Below are 16,122 nucleotides of genomic sequence, written 5' to 3'. Positions count from 1 at the left end.
ACCTCGACGGCGGCGCCGACCTGCTGCTGCGCGCCTTCGGGGTCTTCTTCGTCACCGCCGTGCAGGTCGCCCTGCCGTGGTCTCGTCGACCGCGTCGTCGGCGCCGAGGTGGGTGATGACGAACTCCCCCTCCGCCGCCCGCGCCCGCCCCGGGGCGTCGACACGGCGCTCCAGCAGCTCGAGGCGCTCGCGCAGCTGCGCGGTCGCCGTCCTCGCCTCGGCCTCGGCCCGCGCCGCGGAGCGTCGTACGCCGCGCAGCGCCAGGCCGGTCGCGACGAGGGCGGCGAGCAGCAGCACGCCCAGAGCGAGGACCACCGCCAGCGCCCACCCCGGCGTGCTCCACTGCTGCGTCATGGTGACCGACCCTATCGCGGGGTCAGCGGCCACGAGCGCGGCCCCGCACCAGCCGCTTGATGCGCTCCCAGCGCTCCTTCACGGCGGCCTCGGCGCCGTGGTCAGTGGGCTGGTAGTAGCTGGCCTCGGCGACGACGTCGGGGGCGTACTGCTGCTCGGCGATGCCGAAGGGGGCGTCGTGGGCGTAGACGTAGGACGTGCCGTGGCCCAGCTTCTTGGCGCCGCCGTAGTGCGCGTCGCGCAGGTGCGAGGGCACGGGCCCGATCCTGCCCGCCTTCACGTCGGCGCTCGCGGCGGCGATCGCGGTGGTGACGGCGTTGGACTTCGGGGCCACCGCCAGCGCGATCGTGGCGTGGGCGAGGTTGAGACCCGCCTCGGGCATGCCGATGAGCTGCACGGCCTGGGCGGCGGCCACCGCGGTGGTCAGCGCCGTGGGGTCGGCCAGGCCGATGTCCTCGCTGGCCAGGATGACCAGCCGCCGGGCGATGAAGCGTGGGTCCTCCCCCGCCTCGATCATCCGCGCCAGGTAGTGCAGCGCGGCGTCGGCGTCGGACCCTCGCACGGACTTGATGAAGGCGCTGGTGACGTCGTAGTGCTGGTCGCCCTGCCGGTCGTAGCGCACCGCGGCCCGGTCGACGGCGGTCTCGGCCGTCGCGAGGTCGACGACGCTCGTGCCACGGGCGGCGGCGGCGCCGGTGGCCGCCTCGAGGTAGGTCAGCGAGCGCCGGGCGTCGCCGCCGGCGAGCCGCACGAGGTGGTCGAGGGCGTCGTCCTCGACGGTGAAGCGCCCGCCCAGCCCCCGCTCGTCGGTGAGCGCGCTGCCCATGACCCCGCGCACGTCGTCGTCGCTCAGCGACTCCAGGCGCAGCAGCAGGCTGCGCGAGAGCAGCGGCGAGATGACGCTGAAGAAGGGGTTCTCCGTGGTCGCGGCCACCAGCGAGACCCAGCGGTTCTCCACCCCGGGCAGCAGGGCGTCCTGCTGGGCCTTGCTGAAGCGGTGCACCTCGTCGACGAAGAGCACCGTCTCCGCGCCGCCTCGGGCCAGCTCGGCGCGCGCGGCGTCGATGGCCGCCCGCACCTCCTTGACCCCGGCCGAGACCGCCGAGACCTCGACGAAGCGACGGTCGGTGGACTGGCTGACGATGGAGGCGATCGTCGTCTTGCCCGTGCCGGGCGGCCCCCACAGCAGCAGCGACAGGGAGCGCTGGTCGTCGATCAGCTGGCGCAGCGGCGAGCCGGGCTCGCGCAGCTGCTGCTGCCCGACCAGCTCGTCGAGCGTGCGCGGGCGCATCCGCACCGCCAGCGGCGCGGCCATGCCCTGCTGGGCCGACAGCGAGCCGCCGCCCCCTCGGGGAGGGGACGGCGGACCGGTGTCGAAGAGGCCCTCAGGCTCGGCCAAAAGTCCTGGTGTCCAGGTCGAACCAGGTGTCGTCGTAGCCCGGCTTGTCGGTGAGGTCGGGGCTGGGGCTCGCCCCGGGGTCGGGGTTGCCCTGGTGGTCGACGCCCAGCATGCCCGCGGTGAGCGGCTCGTTGGGGTGCTGGCCCAGCGCGCCCGGGAAGTGGCAGGCGACCTTGTGCTTCTTGCCGATCTGCAGCAGCGGCGGCTCGAGGCGCGCGCAGATGTCCTGCGCGATGGGGCAGCGGGTGCGGAAGCGGCAGCCCGAGGGCGGGTTGATCGGGCTCGGCACGTCGCCCTCGAGCTGGATCCGCTCGCGGCGACCCCCGATCGCGGCCTGCTTCACGTCGGGCACCGCGGAGAGCAGCGCCTGGGTGTAGGGGTGGCGCGGCTGGTTGTAGATGCTGTCGCGGTCGCCGATCTCCACGATCTTGCCGAGGTACATCACGGCGACCTCGGGGCAGAAGTGGCGCACGATGGCCAGGTCGTGGGCGATGAAGAGGAACGCCACCCCGAACTCGCGCTGGATGTCCTGGAGCAGGTTGATGACCTGGGCCTGGATCGACACGTCGAGGGCCGAGACCGGCTCGTCGGCCACCAGCAGCTTCGGGTTCAGGGTCAGCGCACGGGCGATGCCGATGCGCTGGCGCTGGCCGCCGGAGAACTCGTTGGGGAAGCGGTTGTAGTGCTCGGGGTTGAGGCCGACGATCTCGAGGAGCTCCTTGACCCGCGGCAGCACCTGCTTCTCGGGCACCACGTTGTGGATGCGCAGCGGGGTGCCGATGATCGAGCCGACGGTGTGGCGGGGGTTCAGCGAGGTGTAGGGGTCCTGGAAGATCATCTGGATCTCGCGGCGCAGCGGCTTGAGCTTGCGCTCGGGCACCGAGGCGATGTCCTCGCCCTCGAAGCGGATGTGGCCCGCGGTCGGCTCGTAGAGCCGGGTGATGAGGCGACCGGTGGTCGACTTGCCGCAGCCCGACTCCCCCACCAGGCCCAGCGAGCCGCCGGCCTTGACCTCGAAGGAGACACCGTCGACGGCCTGGACGTCGCCGACCTTGCGGTGGATGAGCCCGGAGGACTTCACCGGGAAGTACATCTTGAGGTTCTCGACCGACAGCAGCGTGCGGGCGTCCTCGGGGTTCTCCGACGCCGCGTGCGCCGCGACGGGCTCGGGACGGGTGGCGAGCTGGTCGCCGTTCTCCGTGGTGGACATCAACGCTCCTCGTCGACGAGATCAGGCGCGATCTCAGGCAGGATCTCGGTCTGGTAGATGGCCTCGGGGTCGGCGAGGTGGCACCGCTTGAGGTGGCCCATCGACCGGTTGCCGGGCACCAGCTCGGGCAACGTGGTGGTGCACAGGTCGCCGGGCACCTTGTCGCGGTGGGTGCACCGCGGGTGGAACGCGCAGCCGGTGGGAGGGTTCAGCAGGCTCGGCGGGTTGCCCGGGATCGGGATCAGCTTGGCGGAGGTGTCGCCCACGACGTCGGGCACGCTGGACAGCAGCCCCCAGGTGTAGGGCATCTCGGGGTGGGTGAGGATCTCCTTGGTCGGGCCGTACTCCACGCCCCGACCGGCGTACATCACCAGGGTGTCGTCGGTCATCTCTGCCACCACGCCGAGGTCGTGGGTGATGATGATGACCGCTGAGTTGAACTCGCGCTGGAGGTCCTGGAGCAGGTCGAGGATCTGCGCCTGCACGGTCACGTCGAGGGCCGTGGTCGGCTCGTCGGCGATCAGCAGCGACGGGTCGTTGACCAGGCCCATCGCGATCATCGCCCGCTGGCGCATACCGCCGGAGAACTGGTGGGGGTAGGAGTCGACGCGCTGGTCGGGCTGCGGGATGCCGACGCGGTCGAGCATCTCGACGGCCCGCTTGCGCGCGACCTTCTTGCTGACGTCGTGGTGCACGCGGTAGGCCTCGACGATCTGGGCGCCGACCGTGTAGTAGGGGTGCAGCGCCGAGAGCGGGTCCTGGAAGATCATCGAGACCTCCCGACCGCGCAGACCACGCATCTCCTTCTCGCTGAGCTGCAGCACGTCCGTGCCGCCGACGCGGATCTGACCGCTCACCTGCGCGTTGGAGCCGTGGAAGAGGCCCATGATGGCCGAGCTCGACACCGACTTGCCGGAGCCCGACTCCCCCACGATGCCGAGGGTCTTCCCGCGCTCGACGGAGTAGCTGAGGCCGTCGACGGCCTTGACGACGCCGTCGCTGGTCGGGAAGTGGACCTTGAGGTCCTCGACCACCAGCAGCGGCTCGCCCGCCCCCGCCGGGCGGGGTGCCGGACCGGTCTGGGTCGTGGCAGACATCGAGGTGCTCCTTATCCGAGCCGGACGCGGGGGTCGATGACCGCGTACAGCATGTCGACGATGATGTTGGCGGTGATCACGATGGCGGCGACAAGCAGCACGATCCCCACGATGAGCGGGAGGTCGAAGCGGGCGATCGCGGTCACCGACAGCTTGCCGACACCGTTGTAGTTGAAGACCGACTCCGTGATGATCGCACCACCGAGCAGGCCGGCGAGGTCGAGCCCCGACAGGGTCACCAGCGGCGTGAGCACGGCCCGCAGGGTGTGCTTGCCGATGACCGTGCGCTGGGGCAGCCCCTTGGCCCGGGCGGTGCGGATGTAGTCCTCGGTCTGGGTCTCGAGCACGAAGGCCCGGGTGATGCGGATGTAGCCGGCCATGTAGACCAGGGCCAAGGTGATCGCCGGGAGCATCAGCGAGGAGGCCCAGGCGAACACGCCCCCGTCGGCGATCGAGGTGTAGGCGGGTTTGTCCACCAACCCCCATCGGATCGCGACGTAGGTCAGGAAGATCTGCCCGACGAAGAACGTGGGGAAGGCGAAGGCGATCAGCGAGACCGCCACGATGCCGCGGTCGAGCACGCGCCCCTTGAACAGTGCGGCGACCACGCCGAGGAGGACGCCTCCGATGATCCAGATGACGAAGGCCGCGAGCGCCAGTGACACCGAGACCGGGAGCTTGTCGGTGATGAGGTCCCGCACGTTCTCGCCGTAGCCGGTGGAGTAGCCCAGGCAGGGGGCGTCGCACTCGGTGACCAGCTCCGGGGCGGCCTCGCGCAGGGCCTCGTCGTCGGGGAACTCGCGACCCACGACGACGCCCTCGGCGAACTTGGCCCACTGGGTCGTGATCGGCTCGTCGTAGCCGAGCGCCGCCTTGGTCTGCTCGAGCTGCTGGGCCGTGCACTTCTGCCCGCACGCGTAGCGCTCAGGGGTGCTGGAGCTGGCGTAGAACAGGAGGAAGGTGACCATGCTCATCACGACGAGCAGCAGCGCACCGCTGAACAGGCGTCGAAGGGCGTAAGCGAACACGTTCACCTCAGGAGTTCTCGTCGGTACGCGACGCGGCGGTGACCGCGTCGTGCGAGGGGCCGGGCGGTGGCCCGGCACGCGGCAGGAGTGCCGCCTCGCGGGACCGTGCGGCCCCGCCCCCTGATGGGGGGTGGGACCGCACGGTCGGTGCGTGTCGTCGACACGCGGTGCTGCGGGTGGTGCCGTCACCCGGGAGCGGCGGCGGTGCTGCGGTGGTGCTGCGGTGGTGCCTGCTCAGGGAGCAGGGGTCACTGCGCGTCCTCGGCCACGGCGATGACGCCGAGGTCGGGGTAGCCGCTCGTGGACACCGAGTTCACGTAGTTCTCGATGCCCGAACCACGCAGGTAGTAGAAGTTGGTGGTGTCGAGCGGGATGTAGGCGACGTCGTCGGCGAGGAGCTGGTCCAGCTGGCCCCACAGCTCGTTGGCGGCGTCGAGGTCGGTCTCGGCGAGCGCCTCGTCGATGAGGGCGTTGGCCTCGTCGCTGTCGTAGTTGCCGTAGTCCTGGCCGTTGGAGTTGGCGGTCAGGTTGATGCGGCTGTCGAACAGCGGCGGCAGGACCGTCGAGATCGAGGGCCAGTCAGCACCCCAGCCGCCCCAGATCAGGTCGGACTCGGAGTCGGGCTTCTGGATGGTCTCGTAGTACGGGCCCGAGGGGTCCAGACCGTCGAGGGTGACGTCGAACCCCGCCTGGTCGTAGGTCTCCTTGAGCGCGGCGAACGCGTTCTGGGAGGCCTCCGAGCCGATCGGGTAGGTCAGGGTGATCGGGTACGGCGTGTCGACGCCGGCCTCCTCGAGCAGCGCCTGGGCGCCCTCGATGTCACCGCCCTCCTCGGAGCCGAAGGTGTCGAGGGGCTGGTGGCCCGGCACGTCGGGGCTGACGATGGTCAGCGCCGGCGACGAGGCGTTCTCCCCGCCGAGGGCGCCGATGTAGGCCGCGCGGTTGGTCGCGAGGGCGAGGGCCTGGCGGACCTTGACGTCCTCGATCTGGTTGAAGTTCGGCACCAGGTAGTTGGTGAACGGCGACTGGATGTTGACAGCGCGCTCGGCGACGTCGCCGGTGATCTCGGGGTACTGCGCCGCCGTGACGTTGGTGGCCGCGATCGCGGTGGTGTCCTCGCCCTGGTCGGCGATGAGGCGCTCGATGATCGTCTCCGGCTCGATGCCGACCTCGAAGGTGATCTCGTCGAAGTTCGCCTGGCGGTTGGTGTCCTCCTCGCCGTCCCACTCGGGGTTGCGCACGAAGGTGCCGCCGGAGTCCTCGTCCCACTCGCCGTCGAGCATGTAGGGGCCGCTGGAGAAGGGCACCAGGTCGGAGCGGTCGCCCTTGTCCTGGTCCTCGCGCACCGGGTCGAAGGCGCGCAGCGAGGCGATGGCCAGCGGGAAGTCCGGCCACGGCTTCTTGAACTTGTAGGTGATGGTGTTGCCGTCGCAGGAGACCGCCTGGTCGAAGAGCTCCTGGCCCTCACCGGTGTAGGGGCCCTTGTACTGCGAGGAGCCGTCGTCGGCGGTGGGGACGTCGAGGTAGCCGATGATGTAGTTCGGGCCGCCGGTGATGACGTCGGTGGCGAAGGTGCGCGACGCGCCGTAGGCGAAGTCCTCACACGTGATCGGCTCGCCGTCCTGCCAGACCGGGCCGTCCTTCAGCGTGAACTGCCACTCGGTGGCGTCCTCGTTGGAGGTGCCCGTGTCGGTGGCGAGGTCGGCGATCGGGGTGGTGCCCTCGGTGGCGTCGGTCGTGCCGCTGGGGAACTGCACCCAGCTGCGGTAGACCAGGCGGCCCAGGTTCGAGATGTCACGACCGACGTAGACGCGCTGGGGGTCGAGGTGCTCAGTGACCGACGTCTGCAGGTAGGTGATGGCGCCACCCTTGGTGGCCTCGGTCACCTCCTGGTTCGACTGGTCGCTGACGTCGTCGCCGCCGCCACCGCTGCCGCCGCCACAAGCGGCGAGGCTGGCCGCGACGACCGCGGACGACGCCAGGGCGACGAAACGCTTCGGGGTCCTACCCATGTGATTTCTCCTTGTGTTCTCGCCGGGGTCGGCGCGTCTTTCCTGCGGAAAGTCCTGGGGCGGGCTCGCACCCGCCGGGGAGGTCGGCTCAGCGACCGGCCTTCGGGTCGAGCGCGTCGCGCGCGCCGTCGCCGAGGAGGTTGAACGAGATGACGATGGCGGCGATGAAGATCGCGGGGGCGAAGAAGAAGATGGGGTCGGTGCTGGCGTAGAGGAGTGCGCCGCGCAGCACGTTGCCCAGGGTCGGCGTCGGCGCCTGGATGCCCACCCCGAGGTAGCTGAGGGCGGCCTCGGCCGAGACGTAGGCCGGCATCAGCAGCGTGAAGTAGACGAGGATCGGGGCCCAGAGGTTGGGCAGGATCTCCTTGAAGTAGATCCGCCGGCGCGAGGCGCCCATGAGGCGGGCCGCGTCGACGAACTCGCGCTCGCGGATCGACAGCACCTGCCCGCGGATGAGTCGCGCCACCGGCGGCCAGCCGAAGGCCGAGAGCACCAGCACGATGTAGAGACCGTTGACGAAGGCTCCGTCGGGGCCGTTCGGCACACCGATGTCGCGCATCCGGTCCACGACCACGCCCGAGAGCGCGAGGAGCATGAGCGTGCTCGGGAAGGACAGCGTGAGGTCGATGAAACGACCGATGACACCGTCGACCACGCCGCCGGTGAACCCCGCGATGATCCCCAGCACGGTGCCGATCATCACGGTGATGATGGCCCCGGAGACGGCGATCGTCATCGAGAGCGTCATGCCCAGGAGGATCCGGGAGAGCAGGTCGCGTCCCGTGCCCGGCTCGACACCGAGGGGGTGCGACAGCGACACCCCGCCCGCGGGGCCGATGGGCAGGCCACCGCTGATCAGGTCGACCAGGTCGGGGTTGAAGTCCTGCGGCTTGAGGACACCGATCCACACCAGGATCGGCGTCGCGATGGCCGTGACCGTGAAGAGCACGACGACGAGGAAGGCCGCCATCGACAGCTTGTCCTTGCGGAAGCGGGCCCAGGCCAGCTTGGCCGGCGAGCGGCCCTCCACCGCGACCCGGCCCTCGGCCTGGTCGTCTCCCTGGGGCTCGTGGAACTCCGAGTCGCCGGGCTGCTCCACGCTCGATGCCGTCAGGCTCACCGAGTCACCTCTCCACTACGAACACTGGACACGGTGCAGGGCCGGGGCCCTGCGCCGCGAGCGACTCTATGTGCTCGGTGCCCCACCGACGGTCAACCGCGAGTAACGATCTGGTCTCGGCAGTCGAGACGACTCGCCGGTGGGGCGCATCCGGTGGATCAGGCCTGGACCGGGACGACCTTCGCGGGCGGGCCGTCGACACCGGCCTCCTTGCGCTGCTCGGCGGTGATGGGCGCAGGCGCCGCGGTGAGCGGGTCGAAGCCGCCGCCGGACTTCGGGAAGGCGATGACGTCGCGGATGGAGTCCGACCCGGCGAGCATCGCGCAGATGCGGTCCATGCCCACGGCGATGCCGCCGTGCGGCGGGGCGCCGTACTTGAACGCGTCGAGCAGGAAGCCGAACTTCTCCTGGGCCTCCTCCTCGCTGAGGCCCATGACGGCGAAGACCCGCTTCTGGACGTCCTCGCGGTGGATACGGATCGACCCGCCGCCGAGCTCGTTGCCGTTGCAGACGATGTCGTAGGCGTAGGCCAGCGCGCTGCCGGGGTCGGTGTCGAAGGTGTCGGCGAACTCCGGCTTCGGGCCGGTGAACGCGTGGTGCACCGCGGTCCAGGCCCCCGCGCCGACGGCGACGTCGCCGCTGGCCACCGCGTCGGAGGCCGGCTCGAACATCGGGGCGTCGACGACCCAGGTGAAGGCGAAGGCGCTCTCGTCGATGAGGCCCCCGCGGCGCCCGATCTCGAGGCGGGCGGCGCCGAGGAGCGCCCGGCTGGGCTTGGGTGCGCCGGCGGCGAAAAAGATGCAGTCGCCGGGCGCGGCGCCGACGTGGGCGGCCAGACCGGCCTTCTCCTCGTCGGTGATGTTCTTCGAGACCGGGCCGGTCAGCGAGCCGTCGTCCTGCACCAGCACGTAGGCCAGGCCCTTGGCGCCGCGCTGCTTGGCCCAGTCCTGCCAGGCGTCGAGCTTCTTGCGGGGCTGGCTCGCCCCGCCCGGCATGACCACGGCACCGACGTAGGGCGCCTGGAACACGCGGAACGGCGTGTCGGCGAAGTAGTCGGTGCACTCGACCAGCTCCAGGCCCATGCGCAGGTCGGGCTTGTCGGAGCCGTAGCGCCGCATCGCGTCGGCGTAGGTCATCCGCGGGATCGGGCGCGGGATGTCGACGTCGATGAGCTTCCACATGGCGGCCAGCACGTCCTCCATGAGGGCGATGACGTCCTCCTGGTCGACGAAGCTCATCTCGATGTCGAGCTGGGTGAACTCCGGCTGGCGGTCGGCGCGGAAGTCCTCGTCGCGGTAGCAGCGCGCGATCTGGAAGTAACGCTCCATGCCGGCGACCATGAGCAGCTGCTTGAACAGCTGCGGGCTCTGCGGCAGGGCGTACCAGCTGCCGGGCTGCAGGCGGGCGGGCACCAGGAAGTCGCGGGCGCCCTCGGGGGTGCTGCGGGTCAGGGTCGGGGTCTCGACCTCGACGAAGCCCTGCGCGTCGAGCACGTCGCGGGCGGCCTTGTTGACCTTGCTGCGCAGGCGCAGGGCGGCGGCGGGGCCGGCGCGGCGCAGGTCGAGGTAGCGGTGGCGCAGTCGCGCCTCCTCCCCCACGTCACCCGAGCCGTGGCCGGTGTCGTCGATGGGGAAGGGCAGCGGGGCCGCGGCGTTGAGCACCTCGAGGTCGGAGACGATGACCTCGATCTCGCCGGTCGGCAGACCGGGGTTGGCGTTGCCCTCGGGGCGGGTGGCGACCTCGCCGGTCACCTTGAGGCAGTACTCGCTGCGCAGGCTGTGGGCGACGTCCTCGTCGCGCACGACGACCTGGACCACGCCGCTGGCCTCGCGCAGGTCGAGGAAGGCCACGCCGCCGTGATCGCGTCGGCGGGCCACCCACCCGGCGAGGGTGACGGTCTGGCCGACGTGCTCGGCGCGCAGGGCGCCGGCGTCATGGGTGCGGATCACTTCGTCATCTCCTGTGGGTCGTGCGAGGTCACCTGCGGTCGCAGGTCCTCGTGGGGCGGGGTCCAGGCGGCGGGGTCGGCCGTCACCTGCTCCCCGGATCGGATGTCCTTGACCTCGTGGCCGCCCTCGGCGGTGGTGAACCACACGAAGGGGATGCCACGGCGCTCGGCGTAGCGGATCTGCTTGCCGAACTTCTGCGGGCTGGGCGAGACCTCGCAGGCGACGTCGCGCGCGCGCAGGGCGTCGGCGACGGCCTCGCTCGCGGCGCGCGCCTCCGGGGCGTCGTCGACCAGGGCGACCAGCACGGCGCTGGGCACCGAGCGGTCGGCCACCAGGCCGGTGCGCGAGATCAGCGGCACCAGCACCCGGCTGACGCCCAGCGAGATGCCCACGCCGGGGTAGGTGGTGCGGCCGTCGGTGGCCAGGGCGTCGTAGCGGCCGCCGGAGCAGATCGAGCCGAGCGCCTCGTGGCCGCGCATGCGGGTCTCGAAGACCGTGCCGGTGTAGTAGTCGAGGCCGCGCGCGATCCTCAGGTCGGCGACCACCTCGACACGGGGGCCGACCAGGCCCGCGCAGCCCTCGACGACGGCCGCGAGCTCGGTGAGGCCCTCCTCCAGGAGCGGGTGCTCGACACCGAGGTCACGCACCTGCTGCACGAAGGAGGTGTCGGTGCTGGAGATCTCCGCGATGGCCAGGCAGCGGCGGGCGAGGTCCTCGTCGAGCCCGCCCTCGACGAGCAGGGCGGCCACGGCCTCGGGCGACTGCTTGTCGAGCTTGTCGACCGCCGTCATGGCCGGGGCCGGGTCGTCGAGGCCCAGGCCGAGGAAGTAGCCCTCGAGGAGCTTGCGGTTGTTGACCTGGAGCCGGAAGCCGGGCAGGAAGTCGATGCGGCGCAGCGCGTCGAGCATCACCCGGGCCACCTCGACGTCGTGGTGGAACGACAGCGTGTCGCGCCCGACCACGTCGATGTCGGCCTGCGTGAACTCGCGGTAGCGGCCGTCCTGGGGGCGCTCGCCGCGCCACACCTTCTGCACCTGGTAGCGGCGGAAGGGGAACTCCAGCCTGCCGGCGTTCTCGACGACGTAGCGCGCGAAGGGCACGGTGAGGTCGAAGTGGAGGCCCAGGCCCGCGTCCTTGCCGCCCTCCTGCTCCTGCAGGCGACGCAGCACGTAGACCTCCTTGGAGGTCTCGCCCTTGGTCAGCAGCTGGTCGAGCGGCTCGACCGCGCGGGTCTCGATGCCGGCGAAGCCGTGCAGCTCGAAGACGTGGCGCAGGGTGTCGACCACCTGCTGCTCGACGACGCGCTGGGCAGGCAGCAGCTCGGGGAACCCGCTGAGCGGGCGGATCTTGGCGTTCATCGGCTCTAGAGACCTCGGGTGACGCGGGCCGGGCCGTCGGTGTCGCCGTCAGCCAGGTCCAGCAGGTAGGGGTTGGTGGCGCGCTCGCGCCCGATGGAGGTCTGCTCGCCGTGGCCGGGGAGCACGACCACGTCGTCGGCCAGGGGCAGCACCTTGGTGGCGAGGCTGCGCAGCATGGTCGGGTGGTCGCCGCCGGGCAGGTCGGTGCGGCCGATCGAGCCCGCGAAGAGCAGGTCGCCGGAGAACATCACCTCGGAAACCTCGGGCTGCCCCGCCGCGGCGGCGTACGGCGTGCGGAAGGTGACCGATCCGGCGGTGTGGCCCGGGGTGTGGTCGACGACGAAGCGCAGGCCCGCGAGCTCGAGGTGCTGGTCGTCGGCGAGCTCGCGCACGTCGTCGGGCTCGGCCCACTCGTAGGACTGCCCGAGCAGCATCCGGCTGGTCTCGGGCGACATGCCGGCCATCGGGTCGCTCAGCAGGTGGCGGTCGGCCGGGTGGATCCAGGCGGTGGCGTCGTAGCCGCCGGCGACCGGGGCCACGCACCACATGTGGTCGAGGTGGCCGTGGGTGACCAGGACCGAGACCGGCTTGAGGCGGTGCTCGCGCACGACCTCGGCGACGCCGTCGGCGGCGTCCTTGCCGGGGTCGACCACGACGCACTCCGCCCCGGGCCCGGTGGCCACGACGTAGCAGTTCGTGCCCCAGGGGCCTGCGGGGAATCCGGCGATCAGCACGCCCTCACCCTAGCGAGGCTCCCGGGCCCTCGTCGCACCGGTTTGGCGGGCGCCTCGGCCCCCGCGGCCACGGTCTGACTAGCATGGGGCCTCGCGTCCACCGAGTGACCACCGAGTGACACCGAGACCGAGGGAACCGCAGTGACGAGCGAGCAGTGGGGCCGCGTCGACGACGACGGCACCGTCTACGTGAAGACCGCCGACGGGGAGCGCTCCGTGGGGCAGTACCCCGAGGGCACGCCCGAGGAGGCGCTGACCTTCTTCACCGAGCGCTTCGCCGCGCTGACCTTCGAGGTGGAGCTGCTCGAGCAGCGCATCAAGTCGGGGGTGATGTCGCCGGAGGAGGCGACGGAGTCGCTCGGCAAGGTGCGTGCGCAGGTCACCGACGCCAACGCCGTCGGCGACCTCGCCTCCCTCGAGGCCAGGCTCGACGCGCTCGCCCCGGTGCTCGAGCAGCAGCGCGAGGCCCGGCGCGCCGAGAAGGCGCAGCGCTCCGCGGAGTCGAAGGCGGCCAAGGAGAAGCTGGTCGCGGAGGCCGAGAAGCTCGCCGAGGGCACCGACTGGCGCAACGGCGCCAACCGCCTGCGCGACCTGCTCGAGCAGTGGAAGGCGCTCCCCCGCATCGACCGCGCCTCCGACGACGCCCTGTGGCGCCGCTTCTCCACCGCCCGCACGGCCTACACGCGCCGCCGCAAGAGCCACTTCGCCGAGCAGAACGAGAAGCGCGAGTCGGCGCGCGTGGTCAAGGAGCGGCTGGCCACCGAGGCCGAGGCGCTCGCCGACTCCACCGACTGGGGCCCGACGTCGGGCCGCTACCGCGACCTGATGCGCGACTGGAAGGCCGCCGGCCCCGCGCCCAAGGACGCCGACGACGCGCTGTGGAAGCGCTTCCGCGGCGCCCAGGACACCTTCTTCGGTGCGCGTGACGCCGCCAACGCCGCGCTCGACCAGGAGTTCGCGGGCAACGCCGTCGTCAAGGAGCAGATCCTCGTCGAGGCCGAGGCGCTCGTGCCGGTCACCGACCTCGACGCCGCCAAGCGCACCTTCCGCGACCTCGCCGACCGGTGGGACGCCGCCGGCAAGGTGCCGCGCGACCGGATGAAGGAGCTCGAGGGCCGCATGCGCGCGGTCGAGCAGGCCATCCGCGGGGTCGAGGACGACCAGTGGAAGCGCTCCGACCCCGAGAAGTCGGCCCGCGCCTCCGACATGGTCGCCAAGCTCGAGTCGGCCATCGCCCAGGTCGAGGCCGACCTGGAGAAGGCCCGCGAGAAGGGCGACCAGAAGAAGGTCGCCGACCTCGAGGACAACCTGGCCTCGCGCCGGCAGTTCCTCGACATGGCCCGTCGGGCCAGCGCCGACTTCTCCGGCTGACCTCGGTCGGCCCCGGCTGAGCGCGGGGGCCGACGCGTCCTACTGACCGTTGAGACCTCTACCTGACCGTCATGACTGTCAGGTAGAGGTCTCAACGGTCGGTAAGAGGTCGACCGGCGCCGCGGCGCGGACTACTGGGTGACGCGGTAGGCGTCGAAGACGCCGGGGACGCCGCGCACGGCGCGCAGCACCGTGTCGAGGTGCTTGGTCTCGGCCATCTCGAAGGTGAACCGGCTCTTGGCCACGCGGTCGCGCGTGGTGGAGAGGTTGGCCGAGAGGATGTTCACGTGTGCGTCGGAGAGCGCCATCGTGATGTCGGAGAGCAGCCGGGCCCGGTCGAGGGCCTCGACCTGGATGTTGACCAGGAAGGTCGACTTGGAGTCCGGCGCCCACTCGACCTCGAGCAGCCGCTCGGGCTGCGACTGCAGCGAGCTGGCGTTGGTGCAGTCCTGGCGGTGGACCGAGACTCCCCCGCCCTTGGTGACGAAGCCGAGGATCGCGTCGGGCGGCACCGGCGTGCAGCACTTGGCGAGCTTGACCCAGACGTCGGGCGCGCCCTTGACCACCACACCGGCGTCCCCGGCCCCGGCGACCTTGCTGCGACCGCGCCGGCCCGTGATCGTCACGGCCTCGGCGAGGTCCTCCTGCGCGCCCTCGCTGCCGCCGTGCAGGTCGATGACGCGGCGTACGACGGCCTGGGCCGAGAGGTTGCCCTCGCCGACCGCGGCGTAGAGCGCGGAGACGTCGCTGATCTTGAAGTGCTCGGCGGCCAGGGTGAGCGACTCGTGGGACAGCAGCCGCTTGAGGGGCAGCCCCTCCTTGCGCATCAGCTTGGCGATCTGCTCCTTGCCCTGCTCGATCGCCTCCTCGCGCCGCTCCTTGGTGAACCACTGGCGGATCTTGGAGCGGGCGCGCGGCGACTTCACGAAGGTCAGCCAGTCGCGCGAGGGACCGGCGTTGACCGACTTGGAGGTGAAGACCTCCACGACGTCGCCGTTCTCCAGCGTCGACTCCAGCGGCACCAGCCGGCCGTTGACCCGCGCGCCGATGGTGTGGTGGCCGACCTCGGTGTGCACGGCGTAGGCGAAGTCGACCGGGGTGGCCCCCGAGGGCAGGGCGATCACGTCGCCGCGCGGGGTGAAGACGTAGGTCTCGGCGCGGTTGATCTCGAAGCGCAGCGACTCCAGGAACTCGCCCGGGTCCTCGACCTCGCTCTGCCAGTCGAGCAGCTGGCGCACCCAGGTCATGTCGCCGCCGGTCTGGCCGGGCTCGGCGCGACGGTCGGTGTCGAGGCCGGCGCGGCCGTCCTCCTTGTACTTCCAGTGCGCGGCCACGCCGTACTCGGCGCGGCGGTGCTGGGAGAAGGTGCGGATCTGCATCTCGACGGGCTTGCCCTGCGGACCGATCACCGTGGTGTGCAGCGACTGGTACATGTTGAACTTCGGCATCGCGACGTAGTCCTTGAAGCGCCCCAGCACGGGGTTCCACCGGGAGTGGAGCACGCCGAGGACGGCGTAGCAGTCGCGGTCCTCCTCGACCAGCACGCGGATGCCGACGAGGTCGTAGATGTCGGAGAACTCCCGACCGCCCAGGATCATCTTCTGGTAGATCGAGTAGTAGTGCTTCGGGCGCCCGGTGACCTTCGCCTTGACCTTCGCCTCGCGCAGGTCGGCCTCGACCTGGTTGATGACCTCGGCCATGAACTGGTCGCGCGAGGGCGCACGCTCCGCGACCATCCGCACGATCTCGTCGTAGATCTTGGGGTGCAGCGTGGCGAACGCGAGGTCCTCCAGCTCCCACTTGATGGTGTTCATGCCCAGCCGGTGGGCCAGCGGGGCGTAGATGTCGAGGGTCTCGCGGGCCTTGCGCTCCTGGGTCTCCTGGCGCACGAAGCGCAGGGTGCGCATGTTGTGCAGCCGGTCGGCCAGCTTGATGACCAGCACCCGGATGTCGCGCGACATCGAGACGATCATCTTGCGGATGGTCTCGGCCTCGGCGGTCTCGCCGTAGCGGACCTTGTCGAGCTTGGTCACCCCGTCGACGAGGAGCGCGACCTCCTCGCCGAAGTCCTTGGTCAGCTGCTCGAGGGTGTAGTCGGTGTCCTCGACGGTGTCGTGCAGCAGGGCCGCGGCCAGCGTCGGCTCGGTCATGCCGATGCCCGCCAGGATGGTCGTCACCGCGAGCGGGTGGGTGATGTAGGGGTCGCCGCTCTTGCGCATCTGCGAGCCGTGGTGGTGCTCGGCGGTGGCGTAGGCCCGCTCGAGCAGCGCGAGGTCGGCCTTCGGGTGGTTGGCGCGTACGGCGCGGAACAGCGGGTCGAGCACGGGGTTGGTGCCGCTCTGGCCGCTGCGCGTGCCCATCCGGGCCAGCCGGGAGCGCATGCTGCGTGACGACGGCGCCTCGACCTGGCGGTGGTCGGCGACGCGGTCGGGGCGCCGCGGGGGCGTGCGGGTCGGCTGGCGCGGCGCGCCCGGGCGGTCGACCGGCGTG

Annotated in this window: 12 protein-coding genes; 1 reads left to right on the top strand and 11 read right to left on the bottom strand. The window is 71.1% G+C overall.

The window, feature by feature from the left end:
• Positions 1–51: 51 nt before the first annotated feature.
• The 10 genes from LPA27_RS18190 to LPA27_RS18145 form a co-directional block, all read right to left on the bottom strand.
• The gene (locus LPA27_RS18190) at positions 52–354 is read right to left on the bottom strand and encodes a hypothetical protein (protein ID WP_228943336.1); all 303 of its coding nucleotides are present in this window, start codon (positions 352–354) and stop codon (positions 52–54) included.
• 22 nt (positions 355–376) lie between these two features.
• On the bottom strand, positions 377–1,753 hold the full coding sequence (locus tag LPA27_RS18185; protein WP_228943335.1) for a replication-associated recombination protein A: 1,377 nt from the start codon (positions 1,751–1,753) through the stop codon (positions 377–379).
• The gene (locus LPA27_RS18180) at positions 1,740–2,963 is read right to left on the bottom strand and encodes an ABC transporter ATP-binding protein (protein WP_056862772.1); all 1,224 of its coding nucleotides are present in this window, start codon (positions 2,961–2,963) and stop codon (positions 1,740–1,742) included. The genes LPA27_RS18185 and LPA27_RS18180 overlap by 14 nt, the downstream gene beginning before the upstream one ends.
• On the bottom strand, positions 2,963–4,060 hold the full coding sequence (locus LPA27_RS18175; protein WP_056862771.1) for an ABC transporter ATP-binding protein: 1,098 nt from the start codon (positions 4,058–4,060) through the stop codon (positions 2,963–2,965). Before LPA27_RS18175 ends, LPA27_RS18180 begins: the two co-directional genes overlap by 1 nt.
• An 11-nt stretch (positions 4,061–4,071) precedes the next feature.
• Positions 4,072–5,094 carry an ABC transporter permease gene (locus LPA27_RS18170; protein ID WP_228943334.1) on the bottom strand — a complete coding sequence of 341 codons (1,023 nt, stop codon included), beginning with the start codon at positions 5,092–5,094 and terminating at the stop codon, positions 4,072–4,074.
• Positions 5,095–5,336: 242 nt separating this feature from the next.
• Positions 5,337–7,100, bottom strand: a complete 1,764-nt coding sequence (locus tag LPA27_RS18165) for an ABC transporter substrate-binding protein (protein WP_056862770.1) — start codon at positions 7,098–7,100, stop codon at positions 5,337–5,339.
• An 88-nt stretch (positions 7,101–7,188) separates the two neighbouring features.
• Positions 7,189–8,220 (bottom strand): ABC transporter permease, encoded by a 1,032-nt coding sequence (locus LPA27_RS18160; RefSeq protein WP_056862769.1) that lies wholly within the window; start codon positions 8,218–8,220, stop codon positions 7,189–7,191.
• A gap of 158 nt (positions 8,221–8,378) precedes the next feature.
• Positions 8,379–10,169, bottom strand: coding sequence for an aspartate--tRNA ligase (gene aspS, locus LPA27_RS18155; RefSeq protein ID WP_228943333.1), 1,791 nt, complete (start codon positions 10,167–10,169; stop codon positions 8,379–8,381).
• Complete coding sequence (gene hisS, locus LPA27_RS18150) at positions 10,166–11,527, bottom strand: histidine--tRNA ligase (protein WP_228943332.1); 1,362 nt, start codon at positions 11,525–11,527, stop codon at positions 10,166–10,168. The genes aspS and hisS overlap by 4 nt, the downstream gene beginning before the upstream one ends.
• A 5-nt stretch (positions 11,528–11,532) precedes the next feature.
• A complete protein-coding gene (locus tag LPA27_RS18145) occupies positions 11,533–12,261 on the bottom strand; it encodes an MBL fold metallo-hydrolase (protein ID WP_228943331.1) in 729 nt (242 codons plus the stop codon).
• Between the two features lie 141 nt (positions 12,262–12,402).
• On the opposite strand from LPA27_RS18145, the gene LPA27_RS18140 reads away from it, so the two are divergent.
• The gene (locus tag LPA27_RS18140; RefSeq protein ID WP_056862765.1) at positions 12,403–13,632 is read left to right on the top strand and encodes a DUF349 domain-containing protein; all 1,230 of its coding nucleotides are present in this window, start codon (positions 12,403–12,405) and stop codon (positions 13,630–13,632) included.
• 131 nt (positions 13,633–13,763) lie between these two features.
• Here LPA27_RS18140 and LPA27_RS18135 read toward each other — a convergent pair whose 3' ends face one another.
• Positions 13,764–16,013 carry a RelA/SpoT family protein gene (locus tag LPA27_RS18135; RefSeq protein ID WP_056862989.1) on the bottom strand — a complete coding sequence of 750 codons (2,250 nt, stop codon included), beginning with the start codon at positions 16,011–16,013 and terminating at the stop codon, positions 13,764–13,766.
• Between the last annotated feature and the right edge of the window lie 109 nt (positions 16,014–16,122).

The sequence above is a fragment of the Nocardioides sp. Leaf374 genome (genome assembly GCF_916862475.1).
In the GTDB taxonomy this organism is placed as follows: Bacteria; Actinomycetota; Actinomycetes; order Propionibacteriales; family Nocardioidaceae; genus Nocardioides; species Nocardioides kribbensis.
The sequence above is the reverse complement of the archived record's forward strand: the minus strand, read 5'-3'. Positions and strand labels throughout refer to the sequence as shown.